Origin of the sequence: Hymenobacter edaphi (genome assembly GCF_003258365.1) — a bacterium.
In the GTDB taxonomy this organism is placed as follows: Bacteria; Bacteroidota; Bacteroidia; order Cytophagales; family Hymenobacteraceae; genus Solirubrum; species Solirubrum edaphi.
Map to the genome: position 1 here is coordinate 600171 of NZ_QHKM01000003.1, position 22482 is coordinate 622652.

At 66.5% G+C, this 22482-nt stretch carries 20 protein-coding genes; 11 read left to right on the forward strand and 9 right to left on the reverse strand.

All coding sequences use genetic code 11. The features are described 5' to 3' along the window. The first annotated feature begins 69 nt into the window (after nucleotides 1–69). Nucleotides 70–1725, forward strand: a complete 1656-nt coding sequence (locus DLM85_RS12955; protein ID WP_111478522.1) for an acyl-CoA carboxylase subunit beta — start codon at nucleotides 70–72, stop codon at nucleotides 1723–1725. 118 nt (nucleotides 1726–1843) lie between these two features. After that, nucleotides 1844–2284: a hypothetical protein gene (locus DLM85_RS12960; protein ID WP_133257042.1), complete on the forward strand. Its 441-nt coding sequence runs from the start codon at nucleotides 1844–1846 to the stop codon at nucleotides 2282–2284. Nucleotides 2285–2469: 185 nt separating this feature from the next. Here the strand turns inward: DLM85_RS12960 and DLM85_RS12965 are convergent, their stop codons facing one another. From DLM85_RS12965 to DLM85_RS12985, 5 genes are all read right to left on the reverse strand, one after another. Beyond that, the gene (locus tag DLM85_RS12965) at nucleotides 2470–3957 is read right to left on the reverse strand and encodes a serine hydrolase domain-containing protein (protein ID WP_111478524.1); all 1488 of its coding nucleotides are present in this window, start codon (nucleotides 3955–3957) and stop codon (nucleotides 2470–2472) included. A gap of 264 nt (nucleotides 3958–4221) precedes the next feature. Further along, nucleotides 4222–5256, reverse strand: coding sequence for a LacI family DNA-binding transcriptional regulator (locus DLM85_RS12970; protein WP_165822130.1), 1035 nt, complete (start codon nucleotides 5254–5256; stop codon nucleotides 4222–4224). Between the two features lie 238 nt (nucleotides 5257–5494). Continuing rightward, nucleotides 5495–6553 (reverse strand): UDP-glucose--hexose-1-phosphate uridylyltransferase, encoded by a 1059-nt coding sequence (locus DLM85_RS12975; RefSeq protein WP_111478526.1) that lies wholly within the window; start codon nucleotides 6551–6553, stop codon nucleotides 5495–5497. Between the two features lie 166 nt (nucleotides 6554–6719). Further along, the gene (gene galK / locus DLM85_RS12980; protein WP_111478527.1) at nucleotides 6720–7898 is read right to left on the reverse strand and encodes a galactokinase; all 1179 of its coding nucleotides are present in this window, start codon (nucleotides 7896–7898) and stop codon (nucleotides 6720–6722) included. A 465-nt stretch (nucleotides 7899–8363) separates the two neighbouring features. Then, nucleotides 8364–8864, reverse strand: coding sequence for a helix-turn-helix domain-containing protein (locus tag DLM85_RS12985; protein ID WP_111478528.1), 501 nt, complete (start codon nucleotides 8862–8864; stop codon nucleotides 8364–8366). Nucleotides 8865–9319: 455 nt separating this feature from the next. Between DLM85_RS12985 and DLM85_RS12990 the strand changes: the two genes are divergently transcribed. The 3 genes from DLM85_RS12990 (at nucleotide 9320) to poxB (ending at nucleotide 12620) form a co-directional block, all read left to right on the forward strand. Beyond that, nucleotides 9320–10354, forward strand: a complete 1035-nt coding sequence (locus DLM85_RS12990) for a LacI family DNA-binding transcriptional regulator (RefSeq protein WP_111478529.1) — start codon at nucleotides 9320–9322, stop codon at nucleotides 10352–10354. Nucleotides 10355–10421: 67 nt separating this feature from the next. Next, on the forward strand, nucleotides 10422–10796 hold the full coding sequence (locus DLM85_RS12995) for a phosphotyrosine protein phosphatase (RefSeq protein ID WP_111478530.1): 375 nt from the start codon (nucleotides 10422–10424) through the stop codon (nucleotides 10794–10796). 96 nt (nucleotides 10797–10892) lie between these two features. Further along, nucleotides 10893–12620 (forward strand): ubiquinone-dependent pyruvate dehydrogenase, encoded by a 1728-nt coding sequence (gene poxB / locus DLM85_RS13000; RefSeq protein WP_111478531.1) that lies wholly within the window; start codon nucleotides 10893–10895, stop codon nucleotides 12618–12620. Nucleotides 12621–12702: 82 nt separating this feature from the next. Here the strand turns inward: poxB and DLM85_RS13005 are convergent, their stop codons facing one another. Next, the gene (locus DLM85_RS13005) at nucleotides 12703–13053 is read right to left on the reverse strand and encodes a hypothetical protein (protein WP_111478532.1); all 351 of its coding nucleotides are present in this window, start codon (nucleotides 13051–13053) and stop codon (nucleotides 12703–12705) included. A 305-nt stretch (nucleotides 13054–13358) separates the two neighbouring features. On the opposite strand from DLM85_RS13005, the gene DLM85_RS13010 reads away from it, so the two are divergent. Continuing rightward, a complete protein-coding gene (locus tag DLM85_RS13010) occupies nucleotides 13359–14246 on the forward strand; it encodes a transglutaminase-like domain-containing protein (protein ID WP_111478533.1) in 888 nt (295 codons plus the stop codon). Nucleotides 14247–14442: 196 nt separating this feature from the next. On the opposite strand, the gene DLM85_RS13015 is transcribed toward DLM85_RS13010, so the two are convergent. Continuing rightward, complete coding sequence (locus tag DLM85_RS13015; RefSeq protein ID WP_111478534.1) at nucleotides 14443–15051, reverse strand: redoxin domain-containing protein; 609 nt, start codon at nucleotides 15049–15051, stop codon at nucleotides 14443–14445. Nucleotides 15052–15066: 15 nt separating this feature from the next. Then, complete coding sequence (locus DLM85_RS13020) at nucleotides 15067–15738, reverse strand: 4'-phosphopantetheinyl transferase family protein (protein WP_111478535.1); 672 nt, start codon at nucleotides 15736–15738, stop codon at nucleotides 15067–15069. Nucleotides 15739–15865: 127 nt separating this feature from the next. Between DLM85_RS13020 and DLM85_RS13025 the strand changes: the two genes are divergently transcribed. From DLM85_RS13025 to folB, 3 genes are all read left to right on the forward strand, one after another. After that, nucleotides 15866–16813 (forward strand): WD40 repeat domain-containing protein, encoded by a 948-nt coding sequence (locus DLM85_RS13025; RefSeq protein WP_111478536.1) that lies wholly within the window; start codon nucleotides 15866–15868, stop codon nucleotides 16811–16813. 100 nt (nucleotides 16814–16913) lie between these two features. After that, on the forward strand, nucleotides 16914–17921 hold the full coding sequence (locus DLM85_RS13030; RefSeq protein ID WP_111478537.1) for a DivIVA domain-containing protein: 1008 nt from the start codon (nucleotides 16914–16916) through the stop codon (nucleotides 17919–17921). A gap of 289 nt (nucleotides 17922–18210) precedes the next feature. Beyond that, a complete protein-coding gene (folB, locus tag DLM85_RS13035) occupies nucleotides 18211–18582 on the forward strand; it encodes a dihydroneopterin aldolase (RefSeq protein ID WP_111478538.1) in 372 nt (123 codons plus the stop codon). A 4-nt stretch (nucleotides 18583–18586) separates the two neighbouring features. Here the strand turns inward: folB and DLM85_RS13040 are convergent, their stop codons facing one another. Next, nucleotides 18587–19231, reverse strand: a complete 645-nt coding sequence (locus DLM85_RS13040; RefSeq protein ID WP_111478539.1) for a hypothetical protein — start codon at nucleotides 19229–19231, stop codon at nucleotides 18587–18589. Between the two features lie 190 nt (nucleotides 19232–19421). On the opposite strand from DLM85_RS13040, the gene DLM85_RS13045 reads away from it, so the two are divergent. Then, nucleotides 19422–19844, forward strand: a complete 423-nt coding sequence (locus DLM85_RS13045) for a BlaI/MecI/CopY family transcriptional regulator (RefSeq protein WP_111478540.1) — start codon at nucleotides 19422–19424, stop codon at nucleotides 19842–19844. Further along, nucleotides 19831–22440 carry a M56 family metallopeptidase gene (locus DLM85_RS26215; RefSeq protein ID WP_111478541.1) on the forward strand — a complete coding sequence of 870 codons (2610 nt, stop codon included), beginning with the start codon at nucleotides 19831–19833 and terminating at the stop codon, nucleotides 22438–22440. The genes DLM85_RS13045 and DLM85_RS26215 overlap by 14 nt, the downstream gene beginning before the upstream one ends. The last annotated feature ends 42 nt before the right edge of the window (nucleotides 22441–22482 follow it).

Genomic DNA, 22482 nt, shown 5'->3' on the forward strand with positions numbered 1-22482 from the left:
CGAAATCAATTACCTTTGAAATCAGCCCGCGCAGGCGGGCGTTTCGTCTCCCCAACGCTTCCCATTCCCGTGAACCAGCCCGCCACGCCCTCCCGTCAGGACCTCGAATTCAACAAAAACGAAGACCAGCTCAAGCAGCTCAACTTCCAGCTGCAGAAGCGCCTGGAGAAGGTGCGGCTCGGCGGGGGCGAAAAGCGCATTGCCGCCCACAAGGCCAAGGGCAAGCTCACGGCCCGGGAGCGAATTGACTACCTCATCGACCCCGGCTCCAACACCGTCGAAATCGGCGCGTTTGCCGGCGAGGGTATGTATAAGGAGGAAGGCGGCTGCCCCAGCGGCGGCGTGGTCGTGGTCATCGGCTACGTGCAGGGCCGGCAATGCGTCATCGTGGCCAACGACGCCACTGTAAAGGCCGGGGCCTGGTTCCCGATTACGGCCAAGAAAAACCTGCGCGCCCAGGAAATCAGCATCGAAAACAAGCTGCCGATTATCTACCTCGTGGACTCGGCCGGCGTGTACCTGCCGATGCAGGACGAAATCTTCCCCGACAAGGAGCACTTCGGCCGCATCTTCCGCAACAACGCGGTGATGAGCAGCATGGGCATCGTGCAGCTGGCGGCTATCATGGGCCCCTGCGTGGCCGGCGGGGCTTACCTCCCCATCATGTCCGACGAGGCCATGATTGTGGATGGCACGGGCTCGGTGTTCCTGGCCGGCTCGTACCTGGTGAAGTCGGCCATCGGCGAATCCATCGACAACGAGACGCTGGGCGGGGCCACCACACACTCGGAAATTTCGGGCGTGACGGATTACAAGTTCAAGGACGACGCGGAGTGCCTGGACCACATCCGCAATATCTTCGACAAGCTTGGGGGCCACGCCACGGCCGGTTTTTCGCGCAAAACGCCCCAGGCACCGGCCCAGGACGAGCGGGAAATCTACGGCCTGCTGCCCTCCGACCGGGTGAAGCCCTACGACATGATGGATATTATCAACCGCCTGGTGGATAACTCCGAATTTGAGCCCTACAAGGACCTGTACGGCCAGACGCTTATCTGCGGGCTGGCGCGCATCGACGGCTGGGCGGTGGGCATCGTGGCCAACCAGCGCAAAATCGTGAAGACCAAGAAGGGCGCCATGCAGATGGGCGGGGTTATCTACTCCGACTCGGCCGATAAGGCAGCGCGCTTTATTATGAACTGCAACCAGAAGCGCATTCCGCTGGTGTTTTTGCACGACGTGTCGGGCTTCATGGTCGGCTCGCAGTCGGAGCACGGCGGCATCATCAAGGACGGGGCGAAGATGGTCAACGCCATGTCCAACTCCGTGGTGCCGAAGTTCTCGGTCATCATCGGCAACTCGTACGGGGCCGGCAACTACGCCATGTGCGGCAAGGCCTACGACCCGCGCCTGATCGTGGCCTGGCCCACGGCCCAGCTGGCGGTGATGAGCGGGGCCGCGGCGGCCAATACGCTGCTGCAGATTCAGGTGGCCGCCGCCGAGGGCAAGGGCGAAAAGCTCACCGAGGAGGCCAAAAAGGAAATGTTCGACAAGATCAAGGCCCGCTACGACGAGCAGCTCTCGCCCTACTACGCCGCCGCCCGCCTCTGGGTCGACGCCATCATCGACCCGCTGGAAACCCGCAAGCTGATTTCGGAAGGCATCAGTATGGCCAACCACGCCCCGATTGAGAAGGCGTACAACGTGGGGGTAATTCAGGTGTGAGGCAGTAGGCCTGGCCGCTCAAGAACTCGGAACGCGTATGTTAAAAAATGGGTGGGGAACGGTCGTTGAGGCTTTGTGGACGTGGTTGCGCGGGCCCCTCGGACCCGCCCTGCCGCCCGTGGCTCATCCCCGGTACACCAAGAACAACCCCGGCCGCTGGGTTGACACGTCGGCCGACTGGCGCATCCAGGAGCGCAGCAGCTTGGCCACGCCGCTGACTACCGGTGCGCTGCTGCAGTGGCAAGAGCACAACTTCAGCTACGCAAGGCTGCGAGTAGACGAATACCAGCGCCTGTATCTGGACATGCGCTTCGACTGGCCCGCGGATACCTACTATGGCCAGGAAGAACTGCAGGCCACCGAAGCAGACGCGGCGGCGTGCGAAGGCCTCTACTTGGCGGAATTCCGGCGGTATTCGGACGATACGGCCGAGCTGGTGGTCAAGCAGGTGCCGGGCTTTGCCGGAAGCTTGACCCTGGTGCTACAAGGCGTGACGGCGGAAGACTGGCAGCGCCTGCAAAGTCAGGCTTCTAAATGCTACAGGTGGATAGCCGAGTAGCCTGGCCCACGGCCACTCCAACGCCTGCTAAAACAAAACGCCCCGGCCACCCAGCCGGGGCGTTTCCACTCATTATAGCTGGTGCCACCCACCCAAAGCGCAGCACCTTACTCGCCGGCAAAGCTCGGGCCGCCGTGTGACCTGGGCGTTGCCGGGCCGTTACGATTTCGGTGTTTCGGCGCGGATTACTGCTGCAAATACTCGGCGGCGGTGCGGTTCATGGGGTTCAGGGCCAGGGCGCGGGTGTAGTGCTGGGTGGCCAGCTTCTTGTTGCCGAGGGCGGCGTAGGTTTCGGCCAGGCTGTCGTAGGTGTTGGCACTGGCGGGGTAGAGGCGCACGTTCAGCTGAAACACGGCCAGGGCATCGGTCAGCTGGCCCTGCTCCACCAGGGAGTAGCCCCAGGCGTTGACGGCAGTTTCGGGCAGGGCGTAGGCGGGGTCTTTGCGGCGGGCTTTCTTCACTTCCTCCTCTAGGTGCGTGAAGCCGCGCTGGCGCAGGGTGCGGTGCAGGGCGCGCAGGGTCGGGGGCAGGCCGAAGCCGTCGGCCACGCGCATATCGGACAGGTAGCAGGCCGCCAGCGCGTCGATGAACCGCTCGGGGTTGGCGCCCTGCAGGTTGGTCAGCACCACGATGGCCAGGTCGTCCTGCGGGTACACGAACACGGCGGAGCGGCCGCCACCCACCGGGGCCACGGCCGGGTGCTCGGGCCGGTCGACGGTGGGCCAGCCGAGGGCATAGCCGGTGAGCTTGCCGCCGAAGCTGCGGGTAGTGCCATCGTTGAGCCGGCCGGGCGTCCAGAGCGTGGGCAGGCTGGCGGGCTGCAGGAGCTTGCCCTGCTGCAGGGCCACCAGCCAGCGGGCCATTTCCTGGGCAGTGGAGCTCATGCCCGCGGCCGGGCGCAGCGAGGGCGGAAACACCTCGAACAGGTTCTGCAGCTCCTTGCCCCGGCGCGGCCGGCCGTCGATGTACTGGGTGAAGGTGTAGCCGCGGGCCAGGCGGGGCAGCACGGTGTGGGCGTCGCCGGAACTGGTGCGGGGCATGGGCACCACGTCGAGCTGCCGCTGCTGGATAAAGGCAGCGAAGGGCTGCCCGCTGAGCTTATCGATAAGCTTGCCCAGCAACAGGTAGTTGGTCTGGTTGTAGGCAAACCGCTCCCCGGGCTTGGCTTCCAGCGGCTGCTTCTGCACCTCGGCCCAGGCGGCTTTTTCGTTGTTCTCGGTCACCAGCGCGTCCTCGGGCATGATGTCGGGCAGGCCGGAGGTGTGCGTGAGCAGCTGCCGGACGGTGACCGGGTGCCAGGCGGCGGGCAGCTCGGGCAGGTAGCGCCCGGCTGGCGCCGAGAGGTCGAGCTGGCCGGCTTCCACCAGCTGCATCACCGCCACGCCCACGAAGGCTTTGGTGATGGAGTTCAGGAAAAAGCGCGTCTGCCCCGTCACCGGCACCGAGTCCTGCACGTTGGCCAAGCCGTAGTTGCTCAGCTTGACGATCTGCCCGTGGCGCACCACGGCCAGCTGCACGCCCGGAATGCGCAGCTGGCGCATGGCCTGCTGCACCAGCAGGTCCACGCTGTCGGGTGGGGCGGTTTGGGCAGCAGCGGGGGCCAACGGGCCCAGCAGCAGGGTCAGGGCGCCGCCAAGCAGGCCGGCGCACAGGGAGCGGAAATGCGTTTTCATAGCACGGTGGAAGTGAGAGCGGAGCCGCGGCAACACGGCTGCCGGGCATCTGGGGCGGCAGATGAGCCCGCGCCGGCAAAGGTTGCCCGGTTGCGGGCTAATTGGGCCAAGCAGTTGACCTGCAGCTGCGAAAAAACGCAAAACGCCCCGGCCATCCAGCCGGGGCGTTTCCACTCATTATAGCTGGTGCCACCCACCCAAAGCGCAGCACCTTACTCGCCGGCAAAGCTCGGGCCGCCGTGTGACCTGGGCGTTGCCGCTGGGTTAAGCTTGTGGCGGCCGGCGCAGCGACGACTCGCGCACCAGCAGCGTGGGCTGCAGCACGGTGCGGCGCGGGGCAAAGCGGGCGGGCTCGTCCTCCAGCATTTCCAGCAGCAGCCGCACCGCCGACTGCCCCAGCTGCTCGCTGCCCTGGTCCACGGAGCTGAGCAGGGGGTCGGTGAAGGAGGTAAACGACTCGTTGCTGAAGCCCACCAGGGCCATATCCTGCGGCACCGCCAAGCCCTGGGCCTTCAGCTCCTTCAGCGCCCCCACCAGGGCAAAGTCACTGGCCGAAAAGATGGCGTCGGGCGCAGGTTGTTGCCGGAGCAGCTGGCGCACGCCCGCGCGGCCATCCTCCACGCACAGGTCGCTGTAGAGCACCAGGCTTTCGTCCGCGGGCCGGCCGGCGTGGCGCAGGGCGTCGAGGTAGCCCTGGCGGCGGTGGCGGTAGATATTCAGGTGCTGCGGCCCGGCGAAGTGCGCAATGCGCCCGCAGCCCTGGTCGAGCAGGTGCTGGGTGGCCTGGTAGGCCCCCTGGTAGTCGTCGATGACCACGGCGCTGACTGCCGGGCTGTCGGGCACCCGGTCGAAGAATACCAGCGGAATGCCGCGCTTGCGCACCTTGTCGAAGTGCTTGTCGTCCTGGGTAGTGCGCGCCAGCGACACCAGAATGCCCGCCACCTGGGCATTGAGCAGGGTTTCGAGGTTCTGCCGCTCGTGGCGCACGTCCTCGTTCGACTGGCAGATCAGGATGCTGAAGCCGGCCTTGGTGGCCAGCGCCTCAATGCCCTTCACCACCGTCATGAAGAAGTGCCCGTCGATGTGGGGCACGATGACGCCCAGCAGGTTGCTGCGGCCCTTGCGCAGGGCCGAGGCGAGGTGGTTGGGTTGGTAGTTCAGGCTCCGGGCCAGCTGCCAGACGCGCTTTTTGGTAGCGTCGCTGATGCCGGGATGGTCGCTCAGCGCCCGCGAAATCGTGGAAACGGATAGGTCCAGCGCCTTCGCCAAATCCGAGATGGAAGCTGTGTTGCGGGCCAACGGGAAGCGGGGATTGAGGGGCTGATGGAAGGAAACGCGCAGCCGGTAGGCCACCGCTCGGGCGAAATTACGCAAGCGGCCCATCGGCAGCGGCGCGCGGCCCGGCGGTGTCGGCTTGGCCGGCAGCGGATGAGCCGGCCAAGCCGCCGCGTGGGGCCACGCGGCGGCCCGTTTCCGGTGCGGTAGCAGGCCCGGAGCCACGGCGGTTAGCCCGTGCGGGCGCCAGCTGCCGAACGCGCTATTCCGGCGCCTCCGTCTGCTTGTAGTGCACTTCCGGCAGCTCGCGCAAGCGCTGGGCGGCGTACTCGGGCGTGATGTCGCGCTGCGGGTTGGCCAGCATCTCGTAGCCCACCATGAACTTGCGCACCGTGGCCGAGCGCAGCAGCGGCGGAAAGAAGTGCATGTGCAGGTGCCATTCCGGGTGCGCCTCGCCGTCGGTGGGGCGCTGGTGCAGGCCGGCGGAGTAGGGGAAGGAGGTCTGGAAAAGGTTGTCGTAGCGGATGGTGAGGCGGCGGATGATGTCGGCAAAGGCGTCCTTTTCCGCGTCGCGGAGCTGGGTCACATCCTGCACCGGGCGGCGCGGCAGCACCAGCGTCTCGAAGGGCCAGGCCGCCCAGAACGGCACCAGCGCCACCCAATGCTCGTTGTCGAGCACCACGCGCGTCTGCTCCCGCAGCTCGATTTCCAGGTAATCCGTCAGCAGGGTGCGGCCGTGCTGCTGGAAGTAAGCCCGCTGCTGCACGGTTTCCTTGGCCGGGTCGCCGGGCACGGTGCGCTGCGCCCAGATCTGCCCGTGCGGGTGCGGGTTCGAGCAGCCCATCACCTGGCCCTTGTTCTCGAAAATCTGCACGTAGTTGATGTCGGGGCGGGCGCCCAGCTCGGCAAACTGCTCGGCCCACACGTCCACCACGCCGCGAATGGCCTCGGTGGTCATTTCGGGCAGGGTCAGGTCGTGGCGGGGCGAAAAGCAGATGACGCGCGCCAGCCCCGATTCGGCCTCGGCCCGCAGCAGCCCGCCCACTTCCACCGCGCCGTGGGGCGCATCGGGCGTGAGGGCGGCGAAGTCGTTGTCGAACACGAAAGTGCCGGTGTAGGGCGGGTTCACGATGCCGCCGGCGCGGGTGTTGCCCGGGCAGAGGTAGCAGCCCGGGTCGTAGGCGGGGCGCTGCGAGCGGTCCGGGGCTTCCTGCTGCCCCTGCCAGGGGCGCAGCGCCCGGTGCGGCGACACGAGCAGCCATTCGCCGGTGAGCGGGTTGAAACGGCGGTGCGGTTGCTGGGCGAGGTCGAATGAGGCCATGAGAGAAAAGGTGCAGCGGCCACGGAGCCGGCAGAAAGGGCGGAAGAAAGAATAACGGCGACTACCACACTATACCCACGCGGCGCCGCCAGGTTGCCGGCGTTGCGCCGGGGAGCGGGTTGGGCGCCGGCGTCGGGCCGCCCGGTTGCGGCCGGGGCCGGCTGGCTCAGGCGGAATGCGCCGCCGCGGCCGGCCCTGCTACCTCCGACACGCCGGCCACGATGCTGGTCTGGTAGGTTTCCAGCGGGCGGCCGAAGCGGCGCTGGTAGGCCTGGCCGACGGTCTGGATGAAGGCCTCGACGTGGGCGGGGGCCACCAGGTTGAGGGTGCAGCCGCCGAAGCCGCCGCCCATCATGCGGGCGCCGTACACGCCGGGCAGGCCGCGGGCGGCTTCCTCCAGCGCGTCCAGCTCGGGGCAGCTCACCTCGTACTCGTCGCGCAGGCCGGCGTGGGAGGCGTGCATGAGCCGGCCGACGGCGGCCAGGTCGCGGCGCTGCAGCGCTTCGCAGGCGTCGAGCACGCGCTGGTTTTCCTGCACCACGTAGCGGCAGCGGCGGTAAGTCACTTCGTCGAACGCGGCCTGGTGTTGCGCCAGCTGGGCCAGGGTGGCGTCGCGCAGGCTTTTCACGTCGGGGTAGTGCTGCTGCAGCAGCTGCACGCCCCGCTCGCACTCCTGGCGGCGCTTGTTGTACTCCGAGTCGGCCAGGCTGTGCTTCACGCCCGAGTTGCAGAGCACCAGGCGGCAGGCCTCGGTATCGAAGGGGAAGTACGCGTAGGCCAGCGAGCGGCAGTCCAGGCGCACCACCTGCCCGTCGCGGCCGAACAGGCTGGCAAACTGGTCCATCAGCCCGCACATGACGCCCGCGTACTCGTGCTCGGCCTTCTGCGCCATGTGGGCCAGTTCCATGCGCTCCAGGTGGGTGCCCAGCAGCTGATCCAGCGCAAAAGCCAGCCCGCACTCCACCGCCGCCGACGAGGACATGCCCGCCCCCACCGGCACGTTGCCCCCAAATACGCAGTCGAAGCCCGGCACCGGGACGCCGCGCCGCTGAAACTGGGCCACTACGCCCTTCAGGTAGTTGGCCCACTGCGGCTGGCCGGGCTGCAGCGCGGCCAGGTCCGTGGCGTAGTGCTCCTGGTTGTCGTAAGCGTAAAGGCGGGCCGTGGTGGTGCCGTTGAGTGCCACGGCAAAGATGATTTCTTTGTCAACGGCGGCAGGCAGCACGAAGCCCCCGTTGTAGTCGGTGTGTTCCCCGATCAGGTTGACGCGGCCCGGGGCGCGTACGACCAGCGGCGTGGAGCCAAAGTGCTGCCGGAAGGCAGCGGTAATGCGGGAGGCAAGCATGAGGAAAGGCAAGGGAGAAACGAAGCACCGGGCCACCGGCTTTAGCGGGGCCAAAGGTGATAATTTGCCTTAAAATGTGCAAACGTTTGCAAGATATTTGGTTGGATTCGAGCTTGCCTAAACACCTGACAAGGATGGTAATAAAGATGTTATTCAGCTCTTAGGTATAATGTATGACATTTTCTGTCGATAAGTCTGCTTATTATACTCGCCTGCTGCTTTGATAGTGTCGCAGTCATTCAAGGCAAGATTAATGCAAACGTTTGCATTAATGTTGCCCAATTCTTTTCCTCATTTCTTCCCAAAGAACTTCGCCGCCCACGGCCAGGCCTGTGCCGGCTGACGCGGCCAAGGTCTTTGCGCCGCCGCTACGGTGGGCGACCATAAGGCACCGCCAGACCCCCAAAAAAAACAGCGCCGACGGGTATCCGTCGGCGCTGCCGGAAAGCGGGTTGGCTACGGGGGTTAGGAAGCCTGCATCAGCTGCAGGGCGCCGTCGGTCGTCGTCAGGGCCGATTCGCGGGGCAGAGTGGAGGCGCTCATCTGCTTGAGGGCCTTCTGCACGGTGATGGTGCAGATGCGCTCGGTGTAGCCCATTTCGACCACGCGCTGGGCCAGCAGCGGCAGCGTCCAGCGGCGGTGGCTGGCCGGGGCCGGGCCGCGCATCAGGCGGCGCAACAGCGACTCCAGCTTGGGCGTGAGCTTGGTGGGGGCGCCGCAGCGGGGCACGGCGTGCAGGTAGTCATTGAAGCCCTGCTGGCTGAAGGCCCGGCGCATGCTGTACACGCGGTCGATGCTCAGGTTCAGCTGCTCGCCCGATTCCTGGGCCGGCATGTCCAGCAGCCAGTGCTGCAGCACCTGGGCGCGGTTGCGCTGCTGCCGCGAGATGGTTTCGGAGCTGACGAAATCTTCCAGGTAAGCCCGCTGCTTGCGGGTGAGTTGCAGGGAGTGGCGTTGACGACCCATTGAAACGATTATGGCTGCGGGGGACGGGGAATGTTTTCAGTGGCGCTTCGAAAGTATTAAGATCCGTTTTCATGCGCAAACGATTGCGCATGAAAAATTTTGTTCGCGTGGCTGAAGCGGATGACACCAAGGCCTGCAAAAATTAATCTTCGTATTTATAATTAATTGATAGTCATATATTTTACTTTGAATGGCGGGCATCGATAGACCGCGGGCAACTGGCCTCGCAAATTTGGGCAGTCGGTACGGCCTGCGCGGGTGACTCGTCGAACAGGCCGGCAACCGGGATTTTCCGAGCAATCGATTCCGCATTTAAGGCAGCTAATAGTAGCTTTGGTATTCCGCAATGCCCGACTATTGCACTACGGCCGGGACTGAATCCAGCGGTTTTTCGTTTTTAGCAGCCCGGGCTGGCCTTTCGCGCCGCGCGCCGCCGTCCTTTTGCCTTCAGTACCTTGAATCTCTCCCGCGCTTCCATTGCTGAGCTGGCCACCAAGCTAAACCTGTCGCCCTCAACTATTTCGCGGGCGCTCAGCGGGCAGGGGCGCATCAGCGAGGAAACCCGGCAGCGGGTGCGGCAGCTGGCGCAGGAGCTGAACTACCAGCCCAACCACCTGGCCGCCGCCCTGCGCAAGGGCCGCAGCAACACGCTGGGCGTCATCGTGCCCCACATCGACGGCGACTTTTTCGCCCGGGTGCTCAAGGGCATTGAGCACGGGGCCACGCAGGCGGGCTTCAACGTGATGGTGTGCCAGTCCAACGAAAGCGCGGGCCACGAAAAGAAAAACCTCGATACGCTGCTCACGGCGCAGGTAGAGGGCATTCTGGTGTCGCTTTCCCTGACGACCAAGGACGTGCAGCACTTCGAGGACGTGCGCCGCCGCGACCTGCCGCTGGTGTTTTTTGACCGCGTGCCGGAGCTGCCCCAGGTCAGCGCCGTGGTGCTGGATGATTATCAAGGTGCTTACCAGGCCGTGGAGCACCTGATCGGGCAGGGCTGCCGGCGCATTGCCCACATCGGCGGGCCGCAGCACCTGAACATCTGCCGCAACCGCTACCGCGCCTACCGCGACGCCCTACAGGCCCACGGCCTGCCCTACGACGAGCACCTAGTGCATTTCTGCGACCTGACCCTGCCCGAGGGCCGGCAGGCCATGGAAACGCTGCTGCACCAGAATCCGCAGCTCGACGCCGTGTTTGCCGCCAACGACCTGGCCGTGGCCGGGGCCATGCCGGTGCTGCGCGCCGCCGGCCGGCGCATTCCGCAGGACGTGGCCCTGGCCGGCTTCAGCAACGAGCTGTTTACGCTGCTCACCGAGCCGCACCTGACCACCGTCGACCAGCGCTGCGAGGAAATGGGCCGCACCGCCGTGCGCCTGCTGCTGGATATGGTGGCCGAGCAGCCCCACCAGTATGCCCCCCGCCGCGTGGTGCTGCAGCCCGAGCTGGTTATCCGCGAGTCGTCGCAGCAGGCCGGCAGGCGGGGCTGACGACTGCTGGCGCGGCCAGCGGCTGCCGCTGTTGTTATTGCTGTCGAAACGGAGTGCAGCTAGTCTGATGCCCGAGCAACCGCTCAAGCTCCTGTTCGTGTGCACCGTCAGCCACATGCGCAGCGCCACGGCCCACGAAATCTACCGCGACGACCCGCGCTTCGAGGTGCGGTCGGCGGGCACTTCCGACCTGGCGCGGCAGGTGCTCACGCCCGAGCTGCTGGCCTGGGCCGACGCCGTGGTGGTGATGGAAAAGCACCACCGCCAGCACATCCGCAAGCATTTTCCGCAGGTGTACCGCCACAAGCGCATCGTGTGCCCGTACTTGCCCGACGATTACCTCTACATGGAGCCGCAGCTGCTAACGGCCCTGCGTGAGCGGGTGGAGGACGTGTACCGTCGCGGGCTGCTGCGCATACTACCGCCGGAGCCGCTGGAGTAACGCAGCGGTTACATCGGAGCCACCCCGCCGATACTACCCATTTTGGCTGCCGCGGCGGCCCGACCGTATAGCCTAGCTCCGCAACCAACCGCAGCTATGGCCAAAACCGTCTCCGAAATCATCGTCGACACCCTCATTGCCGCCGGCGTCACGCGCGTGTACGGCGTGGTGGGCGACTCGCTCAACGGCATCACCGACGTCATCCGCGCCCGCGAGGGCATCGAATGGGTTCACGTGCGCAACGAGGAAGCCGGCGCCTTCGCGGCCGGGGCGGAAGCCCACCTGACGGGCACGCTGGCCGTGTGCGCCGGCTCCTGCGGCCCCGGCAACACCCACCTCATCAACGGCCTCTACGACTGCCACCGCAGCCGCGTGCCGGTGCTGGCTATAGCGGCCCAGATTCCCAGCCCCGAAATCGGCACCGGCTACTTCCAGGAGACGCACCCCGAAACCACCTTCAAGGAGTGTAGCCACTATTGCGAGCTGCTGAGTCAGCCCACCCAGGCCGTGCGCATGACCGAGGCCGCTATTCAGCACGCATTGGGCCAGCGCGGGGTGGCCGTGCTCGTCATTCCCGGCGACGTGAGCCACGAAAAAGTGCCCGATGCGCCCGCGCCGCGCCTGCCCGTGCTGGGCCGCCGCGCCGTGCTGCGCCCCGCCGACGAGGACCTGCGGGAGGCCGCCGCCCTACTCAACGCGGCCACGAAAGTCACCATCATGGCCGGGGCCGGTTGCGCCGAAGCCCACGCCGAGCTGCTGCAGGCGGCCGAAACGCTCGGGGCACCCGTCGTGCATGCCTTGCGCGGCAAGGAATACGTGGAGCCCAACAACCCCTACGACGTGGGCCTCTCGGGCCTGCTGGGGTTCCATTCCGGCTACGAGGCACTGATGAGCTGCGACGCCCTGCTCATGCTCGGCACCGACTTCCCCTACACCCAGTTTCTGCCCCAGGACGTGCGCACCGTGCAGGTGGACGTGCGTCCCGAGCACATCGGCCGGCGCACCCGGGTGGAAGTGGGCCTGGTGGGCGACGTAGCCGACACCTTGCGCGGGCTGCTGCCACTGCTCGAAGCCAAAACCGACCGCCGCCACCTGGAAACGGCCCTGAGCAACTACCGCGACTCCCGCCAGAGCCTCGACGAGCTGGCCACCGGCACCCCCGGCGACACCAGCCTGCACCCGCAATACCTCACCCGCCTGCTCGACGAGCAGGCCGCTCCCGACGCCATCTTCACCTGCGACGTGGGCACGCCCACCGTGTGGGCCGCCCGCTACCTGCGCATGAACGGGCAGCGCCGCCTGATCGGGTCGTTCAACCACGGCAGCATGGCCAACGCCCTCTCGCAGGCCATCGGCGCGCAGCTGACGCGGCCCGGCCAGCAGGTCATTGCCCTCTGCGGCGACGGCGGCCTGGCCATGCTGCTGGGCGAGCTGCTGACGGTGCGGCAGCTGAAAATTCCGGTGAAAATCGTGGTCTACAACAACGCCAGCCTGGCCTTCGTGGAGCTGGAAATGAAGGCCGCCGGCTACCTCAGCTACGGCACCGAGCTGGACAACCCCAACTTCGCCGCCCTGGCTGAAGCGGCCGGCCTGCACGGCATCCGCGTAACGGACCCCGGCCAGCTGCCCTCGGCCCTGGCCGGCTTCCTGAGCCACCCCGGCCCCGCCCTGCTCGACGTGGCCGTGAAGCGCACGGAACTGTCGATGCCGCCCACCATCGAGGCCGCGCAGGTGAAGGGCTTCAGCGTGTACGCCCTCAAAGCCATCATGAGCGGCCGCGGCGACGAGCTGCTGGAGCTGGCCAAAACCAACTTACTGCGGTAGAAGAGGCAGGCTCCTGAACGCCGAAAACCGGCTCCCCACGCGGGAAGCCGGTTTTCGGCGCCGGTAGCCCGGGCAAGCCGGCTTACAGATGGATGCTGCCCGACTTGTCGATGATGGTGCCGATGATGGGCACTTGCACGACGATGTGGTAGCTGACGGTTTTGCTGGGAATGTCCAGCGTCAGGGTAATTTCCGCGGTAAACTTGCTGACGTGGCCGCCGATGGTCATCGTCGGGTGCTGCGCGTCGAGCGTCACCTGGCCGATGCTGACGCCCAGGATGGTGGCGGAGGCGTTGAAGGCCAGCGGATCGAGGGTGAAGTTCCAGGAAAGCGTCAGCGGACCAAAGCTGATGCTGCCGTTGCCGACGTTGGCTAACTGGGCGAGGTCTTCGTGGGCAAGCTGGAGCACTTGCGGATTGTTGGGCTGGTTCATAGGAAATGGGTTAGAGAAAACTGCGAGCTGACAGCGGGTGCTGACGGTACAAAAGTGACCCGCCGCGGCAGCCCGCATAAGCGTACAATTGCCTGATTTCCCGACTACGTAGTTCTACCCCCGGGCACTCCGCTTCGGGCCCAGGGTGGCGCTGCCTTCCGCGGCGGGTACGTTCGGGCCGCCGCCCGCAGCAGGGCCGCCAAACAAACCCGCCGCCCGGCCGTGGCAAAACCGCCTGGCTTGCGTTTATTTGTGCTTTACCGCTCCCGAGTTGCTGCCCGGTGGCGGGCCTGCTTACGCCCTCCATGACCAACAAAGAACTAAAAGCCCTTATCTCGCTGCTCGACGACGCCGAAATCCGGCCGCAGATCGAGGAGCGTATCCACGAGCTGGGCGAAAGCGTGATTCCCTTTCTGGAGGAAGCCTGGGAGGAAAGCCTCGACCCGGCGCAGCAGCAGCGCCTGGAAGAGCTGATTCATAACCTGCAGTTTTCGGGGCTGCAGGAGCGTCTGCGCGTGTGGCGCGACTCGGGCGGCGAGAACCTGCTGGAGGGCATGTGGCTGATCAACAGCTACCAGTACCCCGACGCTGACCTGCAGGCCCTGAACCGCGCCATCGAGCAGCTGCGCTACGAGGCCTGGACGCTGCTGTCACCCGAAATGGGGCCCATCGACGAGGTGCGGGCCCTGAACCACGTGCTCTTCAAGGTGCACCGCTTCGCGGCCAACACCCAGAACTTTCACGCCCCGGCCAACTCCATGCTGCACCTGGTGCTGGAAACGCGCCGCGGCAACCCGCTCACGCTCTGCGTGATTTACCTGCTGGTGGCCCAGCGCCTGAAGCTGCCGGTGTACGGGGTGAACCTGCCCAACCTCTTCATTCTCACCTACCGGCCCGAGGATGCGCAGCACCAGCCCTTCTACATCAACTGCTACAACCGCGGCCTGATCCTGACCCGCACCGACATCGAGCACTACGTGGCCCAGCTGAACCTGCCGGCCAACGACATCTTCTTCGAGCCCTGCTCGCACCTCGACATCGTGCGCCGCGCCCTGCGCAACCTCGCCGTGAGCTTCGAGAAAATGCAGGAGCCCGAGAAAGCCGCCGAAGTGAGCATGCTGCTGGCCATTCTGACGGGCGAAGAAACGCCCGCGGCTGCCCCCGGCGAAGAAGGCGAGCCGGACGAGGAGTAGCCGGAGCGGCAAGGCCCGACACCAAAACGTCATTCCGAGCGCAGCCGGAGAATCTCGCGTGTTTAAGCCGATAGTAACCTCAACGATTGGAGTTCCTACCGGCCGTCAGCACGCGAGATTCCTCGACAAGCTCGGAATGACGTTCTTTTTTCAGCCAGGACTTAACCAAGCAGCCACTCTAGCCGCCGGCCGGCACTTAGTTTTTCTTGATGATGCAGCCCGAGGCCGGTTTGTTGGCAATGGCTGCCTTCTGGCCGGCCAGCACGGCGTCGATGGCGTTTTTCAGGTAAGCCTCCTGCACGTTGCTCTCCATCTGCGGGTTGTCGTCGATGGCGCCGCGGTAGCGGATGGTGTAGCCGCCCGCCACGGGCTGGAGCACCACCGCCTCGCTGGTGCGGTTGACGCCCAGCAGCGTGGCCGTCTTCATGTCGTCGTCGGTCAGGACGGCCGGCTCGGCGCCGGTGGTCTTCACTTTGATTTTGCTCACGTCGCTGCCCTCGGCGGGCTGGTCCATCAGCCGGATGGGGGCCGCCACCAGCAGCACTTCCACGCCCTGGCCGGCGTAGGCGCTGCTGAGGTCGGTGAGGCGGCTCTGGTACACCCGCGAGAAGGCGCAGCCGGGGTTGGTGAAGACGACCACTACGGCTTTGCGCCCATTGAGCGAGCTGAGCGTAAGGGCCGAGTTGTCGGCGCGCTTCAGGGTGAAATCGGAAATAACGGCGGTCTGGGCGCGGGCCGAGGTGACAACCACGGTAGCGGTGAGCAGCAGCGCGGCGGCCAGCAGGGAAAGACGACGAAAAGACATATCGGGGGCTGAAAATCAGCGGGGAAGTTCGGGAGAAAAAGTCCAGGTGAGCACGCAGCCGGCCGTGAGCTGCTCGTAGCCGAGCCGGTGGCGCGAGGGCGCTTCGTCGGGGGGGAGCAGGTGGCCGGTGAGGGTTCCGGTTTCGGCCAGCGAGAAGGGCTCCAGCTGAATGTGCTCCTTGAATAGCAGGCGGCGGCGGCTGTGGAGCTTGTAGAGGGTTTCCTTGGCGCTCCAGTACAGGCTGTGTTTTACATCATCAAGACCCGCATCGGTCAGCTCCTTGTCCGTGAGAAATTTACGGGCAAGCTGCCGCGCTTTGGGCCGCACTTGTTCAACATCTATGCCAACGCGGCCGCGCTCGGTAAGTAAAGCCGCCACCCACTCGCCGGAGTGGGAGAGGGACACGCCAAACCCCGGCTGCCCGGCGACGAACGGCTGCCCGGTGGCCGCGTCGTTCTGGATGCGGGCGGGCGCGTCGGTCAGCTCCCGGAGCAGGGTGTGGGCCAGGGCGCGGCCGGCCAGCCACTGCCGCGGGCGCTGCGGGTCGCGGCCGGCGGGGAGCAGCGTGGCGTAGTCGGCGGGGGCGGGCAGCTGCTCGAGCAGGGCCTCGGCGGGCTCGGTGAGCTGCCAGATTCCCAGCAGGGTAGGAGTGGCGGCGGGCAGGGGAGTAAGGCTATGCAGCGGCACGGCAGCGGGGTAAGCGGGAGGTCGAAGGAAGCGAATTTCGGGGCAACGGCCCGCGGGCGGCCCGGCAGGCGTACTTTCGTGCTGCCGCTGGCCCGGGTGGCCCGGTGTGTTTGCCCGAGAAGTACCCATGACCGTAGCGCCCCGCCCGCAAGTACACAAGCTGGCCGCCCTGACCGGGCACCGTGACTGCGTATACGCCCTCAGCGGCCATTCCGCCGACGCGACCTTCTACTCGGCCGGCGCCGATGGGCTGGTGGTGGCCTGGAACGTGGACGCGCCCGCGCAGGACGGACAGCTGGTGGCCCGCGTCGAAAACTCGGTGTATGCCCTGCACTACGAGGCCGCGCGGCAGCTGCTGGTCATCGGCCACAACTACCAGGGCGTGCAGGTAATCGACCTGCGCGACAAAACCCTGCGCCACGCCACGGCCCTGCCCCCGCTGGCCATCTTCGATTTTGCTTACTCCGAGCCGCGGCAGCGCCTCTACGTGGCCCTGGGCGACGGCACGCTGGCCGTGCTGCGCACCACCGACTTCAGCGTGGAGCAGCTGGTGCGCGTGGCCGACAAAAGCCTGCGCTGCCTGAGCCTGCACGAGGGCCGCGGCGAGCTGGCCGTGGGCAGCTCCGACCACCGCCTGCGCGTGCTCGACGCCGATTCGCTGCAGGTGAAGCACACCCTGACGGAGGCCAGCAACTCCGTGTTTACCTGCGCCTTCAGCCCCGACGGCCGCCGCCTCTACGCCGCCGGCCGCGACGCCCACCTGCGCGCCTACGACGCCGACCACGACTACGCCGAAGCGCTGACGGTGGTGGCCCACCTGTATGCCATCAACCACCTCTGCTTCAGCCCCGACGGCCGCCTGCTGGCCACCGGCAGCATGGACAAGAGCATCAAGCTCTGGGACGCGGCCTCGGGCCGGCTGCTGCGGGTGGTGGATCGGGCGCGGCACGCCGGGCACGGCACCTCCGTGAACCGCCTGTTTTGGTCGGGGCGGCAGAATCGGCTAGTTTCGTGTAGCGACGACCGTAGCCTGGCCGTTTGGCAAATCTCGGAGGAGCTAGGAGAGAGAAGCTAGGAGTTAGGAGCCCGGGCCTTCATTCTTGTAGCACAGCTCCCTGGCCGGTGGCCAGGACTCCCTCTCATCTTCCAGCTTCCCACTCCTAGCTCCTGCAACAATGAAAATCACCGCTCTCGATATCCGGCAGAAAACCTTTGAGCGCGCCTTTCGCGGCGTCGACAAAGACGAAGTAGATGGGTTTCTGCTCACCCTCTCGCAGCAGTGGGAGCGGATGACCGACGAAAACCGGGAGCTGCGCCGGCAGCTGGACCAGGCCCAGCAGGACGTGCAGCGCATGCGCGAAGTGGAAACTTCGCTCTACCGCACCCTCAAAACGGCCGAAGACACCAGTACCAGCATCGTGGACCAGGCCCAGAAGGGGGCCGAGCTGAAGCTGCGCGAGGCCCAGGTGGAGGCCGAGCGCCTGCTGGCCGAAGCCCGCCAGAAAGCCCGCGCGGTGGTGGACGACGCCTACCGCCAGGCCGAAAAAGCCGTGGCCGACATGCAGCGCGAGGTGCAGGGCCTGGGCGAGGACCATCAGCGCCTCGAAAATGTATACGACGGCATGGTGCGCGACCTGCAGCAGCTGGCCGGGGCCGTGCAGGAAAAGGCCTCCAAAGCCCAGCAGCGGCAGCGCACGGCGGTGGGCGCCATCCTTTCCCGGGCGGCCAGCGTAAAGGTAGCTCGTGAGGAACCCGCCTCGCCTGCAACCGAACCCGCCATGTACGTGCCCGCTCCCGCCGCCGCTGCCGCTGCTACCATTCCCGTCACCGCGCCCGCCGTGGGCGGCGGCTCCTTCGATGCCCAACCCCGCGCCATCGGCTTCGAGCCGAACGGGCCCCAGCCCGGCAAGCAGCCCCAGCCCGGCTCGCCCTCGCACCCCGAAATCAGCCCGAAAGAGCCCTACGAAAACCCCGGCGTGGCCGAGCCCGGCCGCATTCACCAGCCCGAGCCGGCCACCGTGCCCAATCCCGTGGAGCCGCGCATCGAGCCCACCCAGCCCGATATCCAGCCCTTGGGCCCCTCGACGCCCGAAATTGCGCCGCAGCCCACGCCGCACCCCGGCTTTGCGGCCGCGCCGGCCGTGGCTGCTGAGGCGGAAAAGTCGTTCTTCGACGAAATCTAGACCGCGGATTCCGGCGGATTTGACTTCGTCTGCCTACGCCTCACGGATTTTGGGGACGATTGTCGTCCAACAAGGTGGTGCCACGGCTTTGGAGTCGTGGCACCACGACGTTTAAGCCGCCCGTTGCCAGCTGCTGAGCAGTCAGAAGTGCCTGCCCATTGGGGGCGTTTTTTGTTTCCTTTGCCAAGGGTGAGTGGCTAGCTGAAAGGCACCGTTGTCGCCGTGAACTGCCACGCCGGGGCTCTGACCGTCAAACTCCCCATTTCACCACCTCACCATTTTACCACCGATGGGTCAGATTGCACTGGAAGGCCTTGAGTTCTTCGCGTTTCATGGCTACTACGACGAGGAGCAGAAAATCGGCAACAAGTACGGCGTGGACCTGCGCGTGCGCACCAACCTCTACCGCGCCGGCAGCACCGACCACTTGGCCGAAACCGTCAACTACGAGGTGCTCTACCGCGTGGTGGCCGAGGAAATGCAGGCCCCGGCCCGGCTGCTGGAGCACCTCGCGCACCGCATCATCGACCGCATCATGCACGAGTTCGGGCACGTACGCTGGGTGGAGGTGAGCGTGTCGAAGTTCAACCCGCCGGTGGGCGGCATCTGCCAGCGCGCCCGCGTGACTCTGAAGCGCAAGCGCCCGCAGCCGCTGATGTAGGCCGTCAGCCAGCGTTGCCCCGGGCCCGCAGCTGCTCCCGGATCAGCCGCTGGGCTTCGCGGTGCTGGTCGGCCGACTGGTCGGAGCAGATCAGGCCGAAAATATGGTCGGCCCGGGGCGCGCTGCTGGCCGGTGCGGGCAAATGGTACCAGGTGCGCAGCGCGGCCAGGGCGTGGTAGCGCACCAGGTATTCGGGGTGAATGAGCAGGGCCAGCACCGTGGCCGGAACGTAGGGCGGCAGCTGGGCCAGGCCGAAATACTGCCGCAGGCCCATCAGCATATCCAGCAGCTGGTACGGCGAAGCTTCCGAGCGCAGCAGCGCGTCGAGGCGCGGCCAGTCCACGGCCGCCGCGTCGATCTGCGCCAGCGCCGCCAGCACGTAGGCCCCGGCGTGGGGCAGGTAGTCGTGCAGCAGGGGCAGGGCCGCCCGGCTGCGCAGGTGGCCCAGGCCGATGATGACGCGCGGGTCGGTCCGCGGGGCCTGCAGCGCCGCCAGCAGCTCCTGCTCGGCCGCGGCGCGTTCGGCGGGCGTCAGCGCGTCGAGAGTGGTCGTGTCGGCTTCGTAGCCGTCGTGCCAGGCCAGGTAGTGGTCGATTTCGCCGAAGAAGGCCGTGCGGAAGCGGGCCAGGGCAGGGGAGGTGTTGGGCATAAGCAGTTCGCAAATAACGGGTTCGGCGCCGATTTGTAGGGGCGATGAAGGCGGCCGCGTGCAGCCCGGGCATCTAGGGTGCAGTCTATGTCCTGGCAGCTGACGAAATATTTCGTAGCAAAAACTTGACATCTACGACGTGTTTCGTATATGTTTGTACGAAGCCGTTCGTAAAGGCTGACCCCACCTGATGAGCAAGAAGAACATACCGCGCCCGACGGAATCGGAGCTGGAAATCCTGCAGGTGCTGTGGCAACACGGCCCGAGCACGGTGCGCCTCGTCAACGACGAGCTGAGCAAGCGCCGCGACGTGGGCTATACCACTACCCTGAAGCTGCTGCAGCTGATGCACGAAAAAGGCATTGTGGCGCGCGACGACAGCAGCCGCACCCACGTGTACCGCCCGGCCCTGCGCGAGCAGGAAACCCAGGGCCAGCTTATCGACCGGCTGCTGGAGGCGGCCTTCGGCGGCTCGGCCCTGAAGCTGGTGCAGCAGGCCCTGGGCAACCGCCGCACCACCCGCGAAGAGCTGGACCAGATCCGGGACCTGCTCGACAACATCGACCCGCACGCAACCCCATCCGCAACCGACACCCCCGATGAACTGGCTTGAAACCCTGTTGACGCCCGCGCTGGTGCGCGCCGTCGGCTACACCATTCTGCACTCGTTGTGGCAGGGGGCCGTGGTGGCCCTGGCCCTGGGCGGGCTGATGCTGGTGCTGCGCCGCCACTCGGCGCAGGTGCGCTACCGCGTGACGGCCGCCGCCCTCGGGCTGGTGCTGCTGCTGGCGCTGGTCACCTTCGTGCGCTACTACGCCACGGCCCTGCCCGCCACCGACGTAGCCGCTACGGCCGCTCCCGCCCTGCCGGCCACCGCCGACGTGGCCACTCCGGCCGTAGCCGCTGCGGCAGTCGAGGGGCCCTTGAGCACCGCCACCGTGCTGCGCTACGTGGAGCACAACCTGCCGCTGCTCGTCACCATCTGGCTACTGGGGTTGCTCACGATGACCCTGCGCCTGCTTGGCGGCCTGGCCTACGTGCAGCGCCTGCGCCACTACGGCACCCGGCCGCTGGGCCTGCTCTGGCAGACGCGCCTCAACAACCTCGCCGAGCGCGCCGGGCTGGATAAGCCGGTGCAGCTGCTGGAGTCGTCCTTGGTGCGCGTGCCGGTGGTGGTGGGCCACCTCAAGCCGCTGATTCTGCTGCCGATGGGCGCCGTGGCCGGCCTCGCGCCGGCCCAGCTGGAGGCCATTCTGGCCCACGAACTGGCCCACGTGGTGCGCCGCGACTATCTCATCAATCTGCTGCAGTCGGTGGCCGAAATCCTGCTGTTCTACCACCCGGCCGTGTGGTTCCTGACCGCCACGCTGCGCTCGGAGCGCGAAAACTGCTGCGACGACGTGGCCGCTTCCCTCTGTGGCGACCCGCTGGTGCTGGCCCGCGCCCTGGCCGCCCTGGCCGAGCTGGGCCTGGAGCGCACCGCCGCTCCGCGCCTGAGCATGGCCGCCACCGGCCCTAAAGGCTCCCTGCTGGGCCGGGTGCGCCGCCTGGTGCAGGGCCGCACTGCTCCCACGTTCACCGAGGGCTTCATGGCCGCCTGCGTGGTGATGGTGGGGTTGCTGCTGCTGTCCTTCACCGCCGCCGCCGCCCTGGCCAACCCGCGCTTCGCCGAAGCCCCGCGCCTGCTTCGCAACACCATGCTGCGGCCGTTTATGGGCGAGGTTGCCACGCCCGAGGACGTGTGCACCGAGGATGTGCCGGAAGCCTGGCAAGTGGCGGAGCGGCCGGAACAAACCACGCAGACCACCACCACGACGGCCACCAGCACGACGGTGACGACCAGCGACGATGACGACCCCAAGCGCAAAAACAAGCGCAAAGCCAAGGGCAGCAGCCAGGTGGTGGTGGTCGACGGGGCTGGGCGCCGCGGCGAGCCGGGCACGGTCATCATCGAGAAGGACAAGAAGGGCCGCGTGACCGACATGTACGTGAACGGGCAGCGCGTTGACGCCGCCTCGGCCGACGGCGGCAAGGACAAGGACAGCCGCACGCAGGTTATCCGGGTGCCGTCGAACGGCAGGCAGACCTACACCTACGTGGGCCCCGGCGACTACAAGTTCAACTACAACTTCGACCAGAAATTCAACAGCGCCGAGTTTCAGCAGCAGATGAAGAAGCTGCAAATCGACCTGCGCCAACTGGAGAAGCTCAACCACTTGAACGGGCTGAACTTCAGCTACAGCGGCAACGACTGGGCCCAGGTGCAGCGCGAGGCCCTGGCTTCGGCCGAGAAGTCGCTGGCCAAAGCCCGGACGGACCGCGACCTGAGCGAAGCCGAGCGGGAGAAAATCGAGGAAGCCCTCGACAATATCCGCGACCAGCGCAACGACCTGCGCGAGCGGGTGCGCGAACAGTCGGATGCCCAGCGTGAGCACGCCGAGGCCCTGCGCGAAGCCCAACGCGACCGGGAAGAAGCCCTACGCGAGGCCGAAAGCGCCCGCCGCGACGAGCTGAACCGCCAGCGCGACGAAGCCCGGGCCGAACGCGACCGGGCCCGCGCCGAGCGCGACCGGGTGCGGGCCGAGCGTGACGCCCGCAACCGCGCTGCCGAGGATGCCATCATCAACGACATGGTAAAGGAAGGTATCATCAAGGACCGCACGGTGTTTCAGCTCTCGATGAGCGGCCGCGACCTGGTGGTGAACGGCCAGAAACAGTCGGAGACGGTGGCGGCCAAGTACCGCCGGATGTACGAGGAAGGCACCGGCCGCACCCTCGGCGAGTCGGGCACGCTGGTGCTAAACGTCAACGGCAGCAACGTCAACCGCATCTTCAGCAGCAACTCAACCTCCAACACGGAACACTGGACGGCCCCCGAGCCGCCGCTGCCCCCGGCTCCGCCCGCCGCGCCCCGCACCTGGCGCGGAGTCGCCCCGGTGGCTCCGGTGGCTCCCCGCGCGCCGCGCGCCCCCCGGGCGCCGCTGGCACCCCGCACCACCACCGTCAACGGCGTGAACCTCAGCGACCAGCTGCGCCAGGACGGGCTGATCGGCGAAGCCGACCGCAGCTACCAGTTCCGCCTCAACGGCACGGAAATGGTGGTCAACGGCAAAAAGCAGTCGGCCGACCTGGCCGCCAAATACCGCAAGCTGATGGGCGGCGCCAAGGGCGAAAAGGTGAACATGAACATCACCGTCAACGCCGACTAGCGTCCCGCTGCAACTGGGGTAGCGCCAAGGCAACCGCCTGGC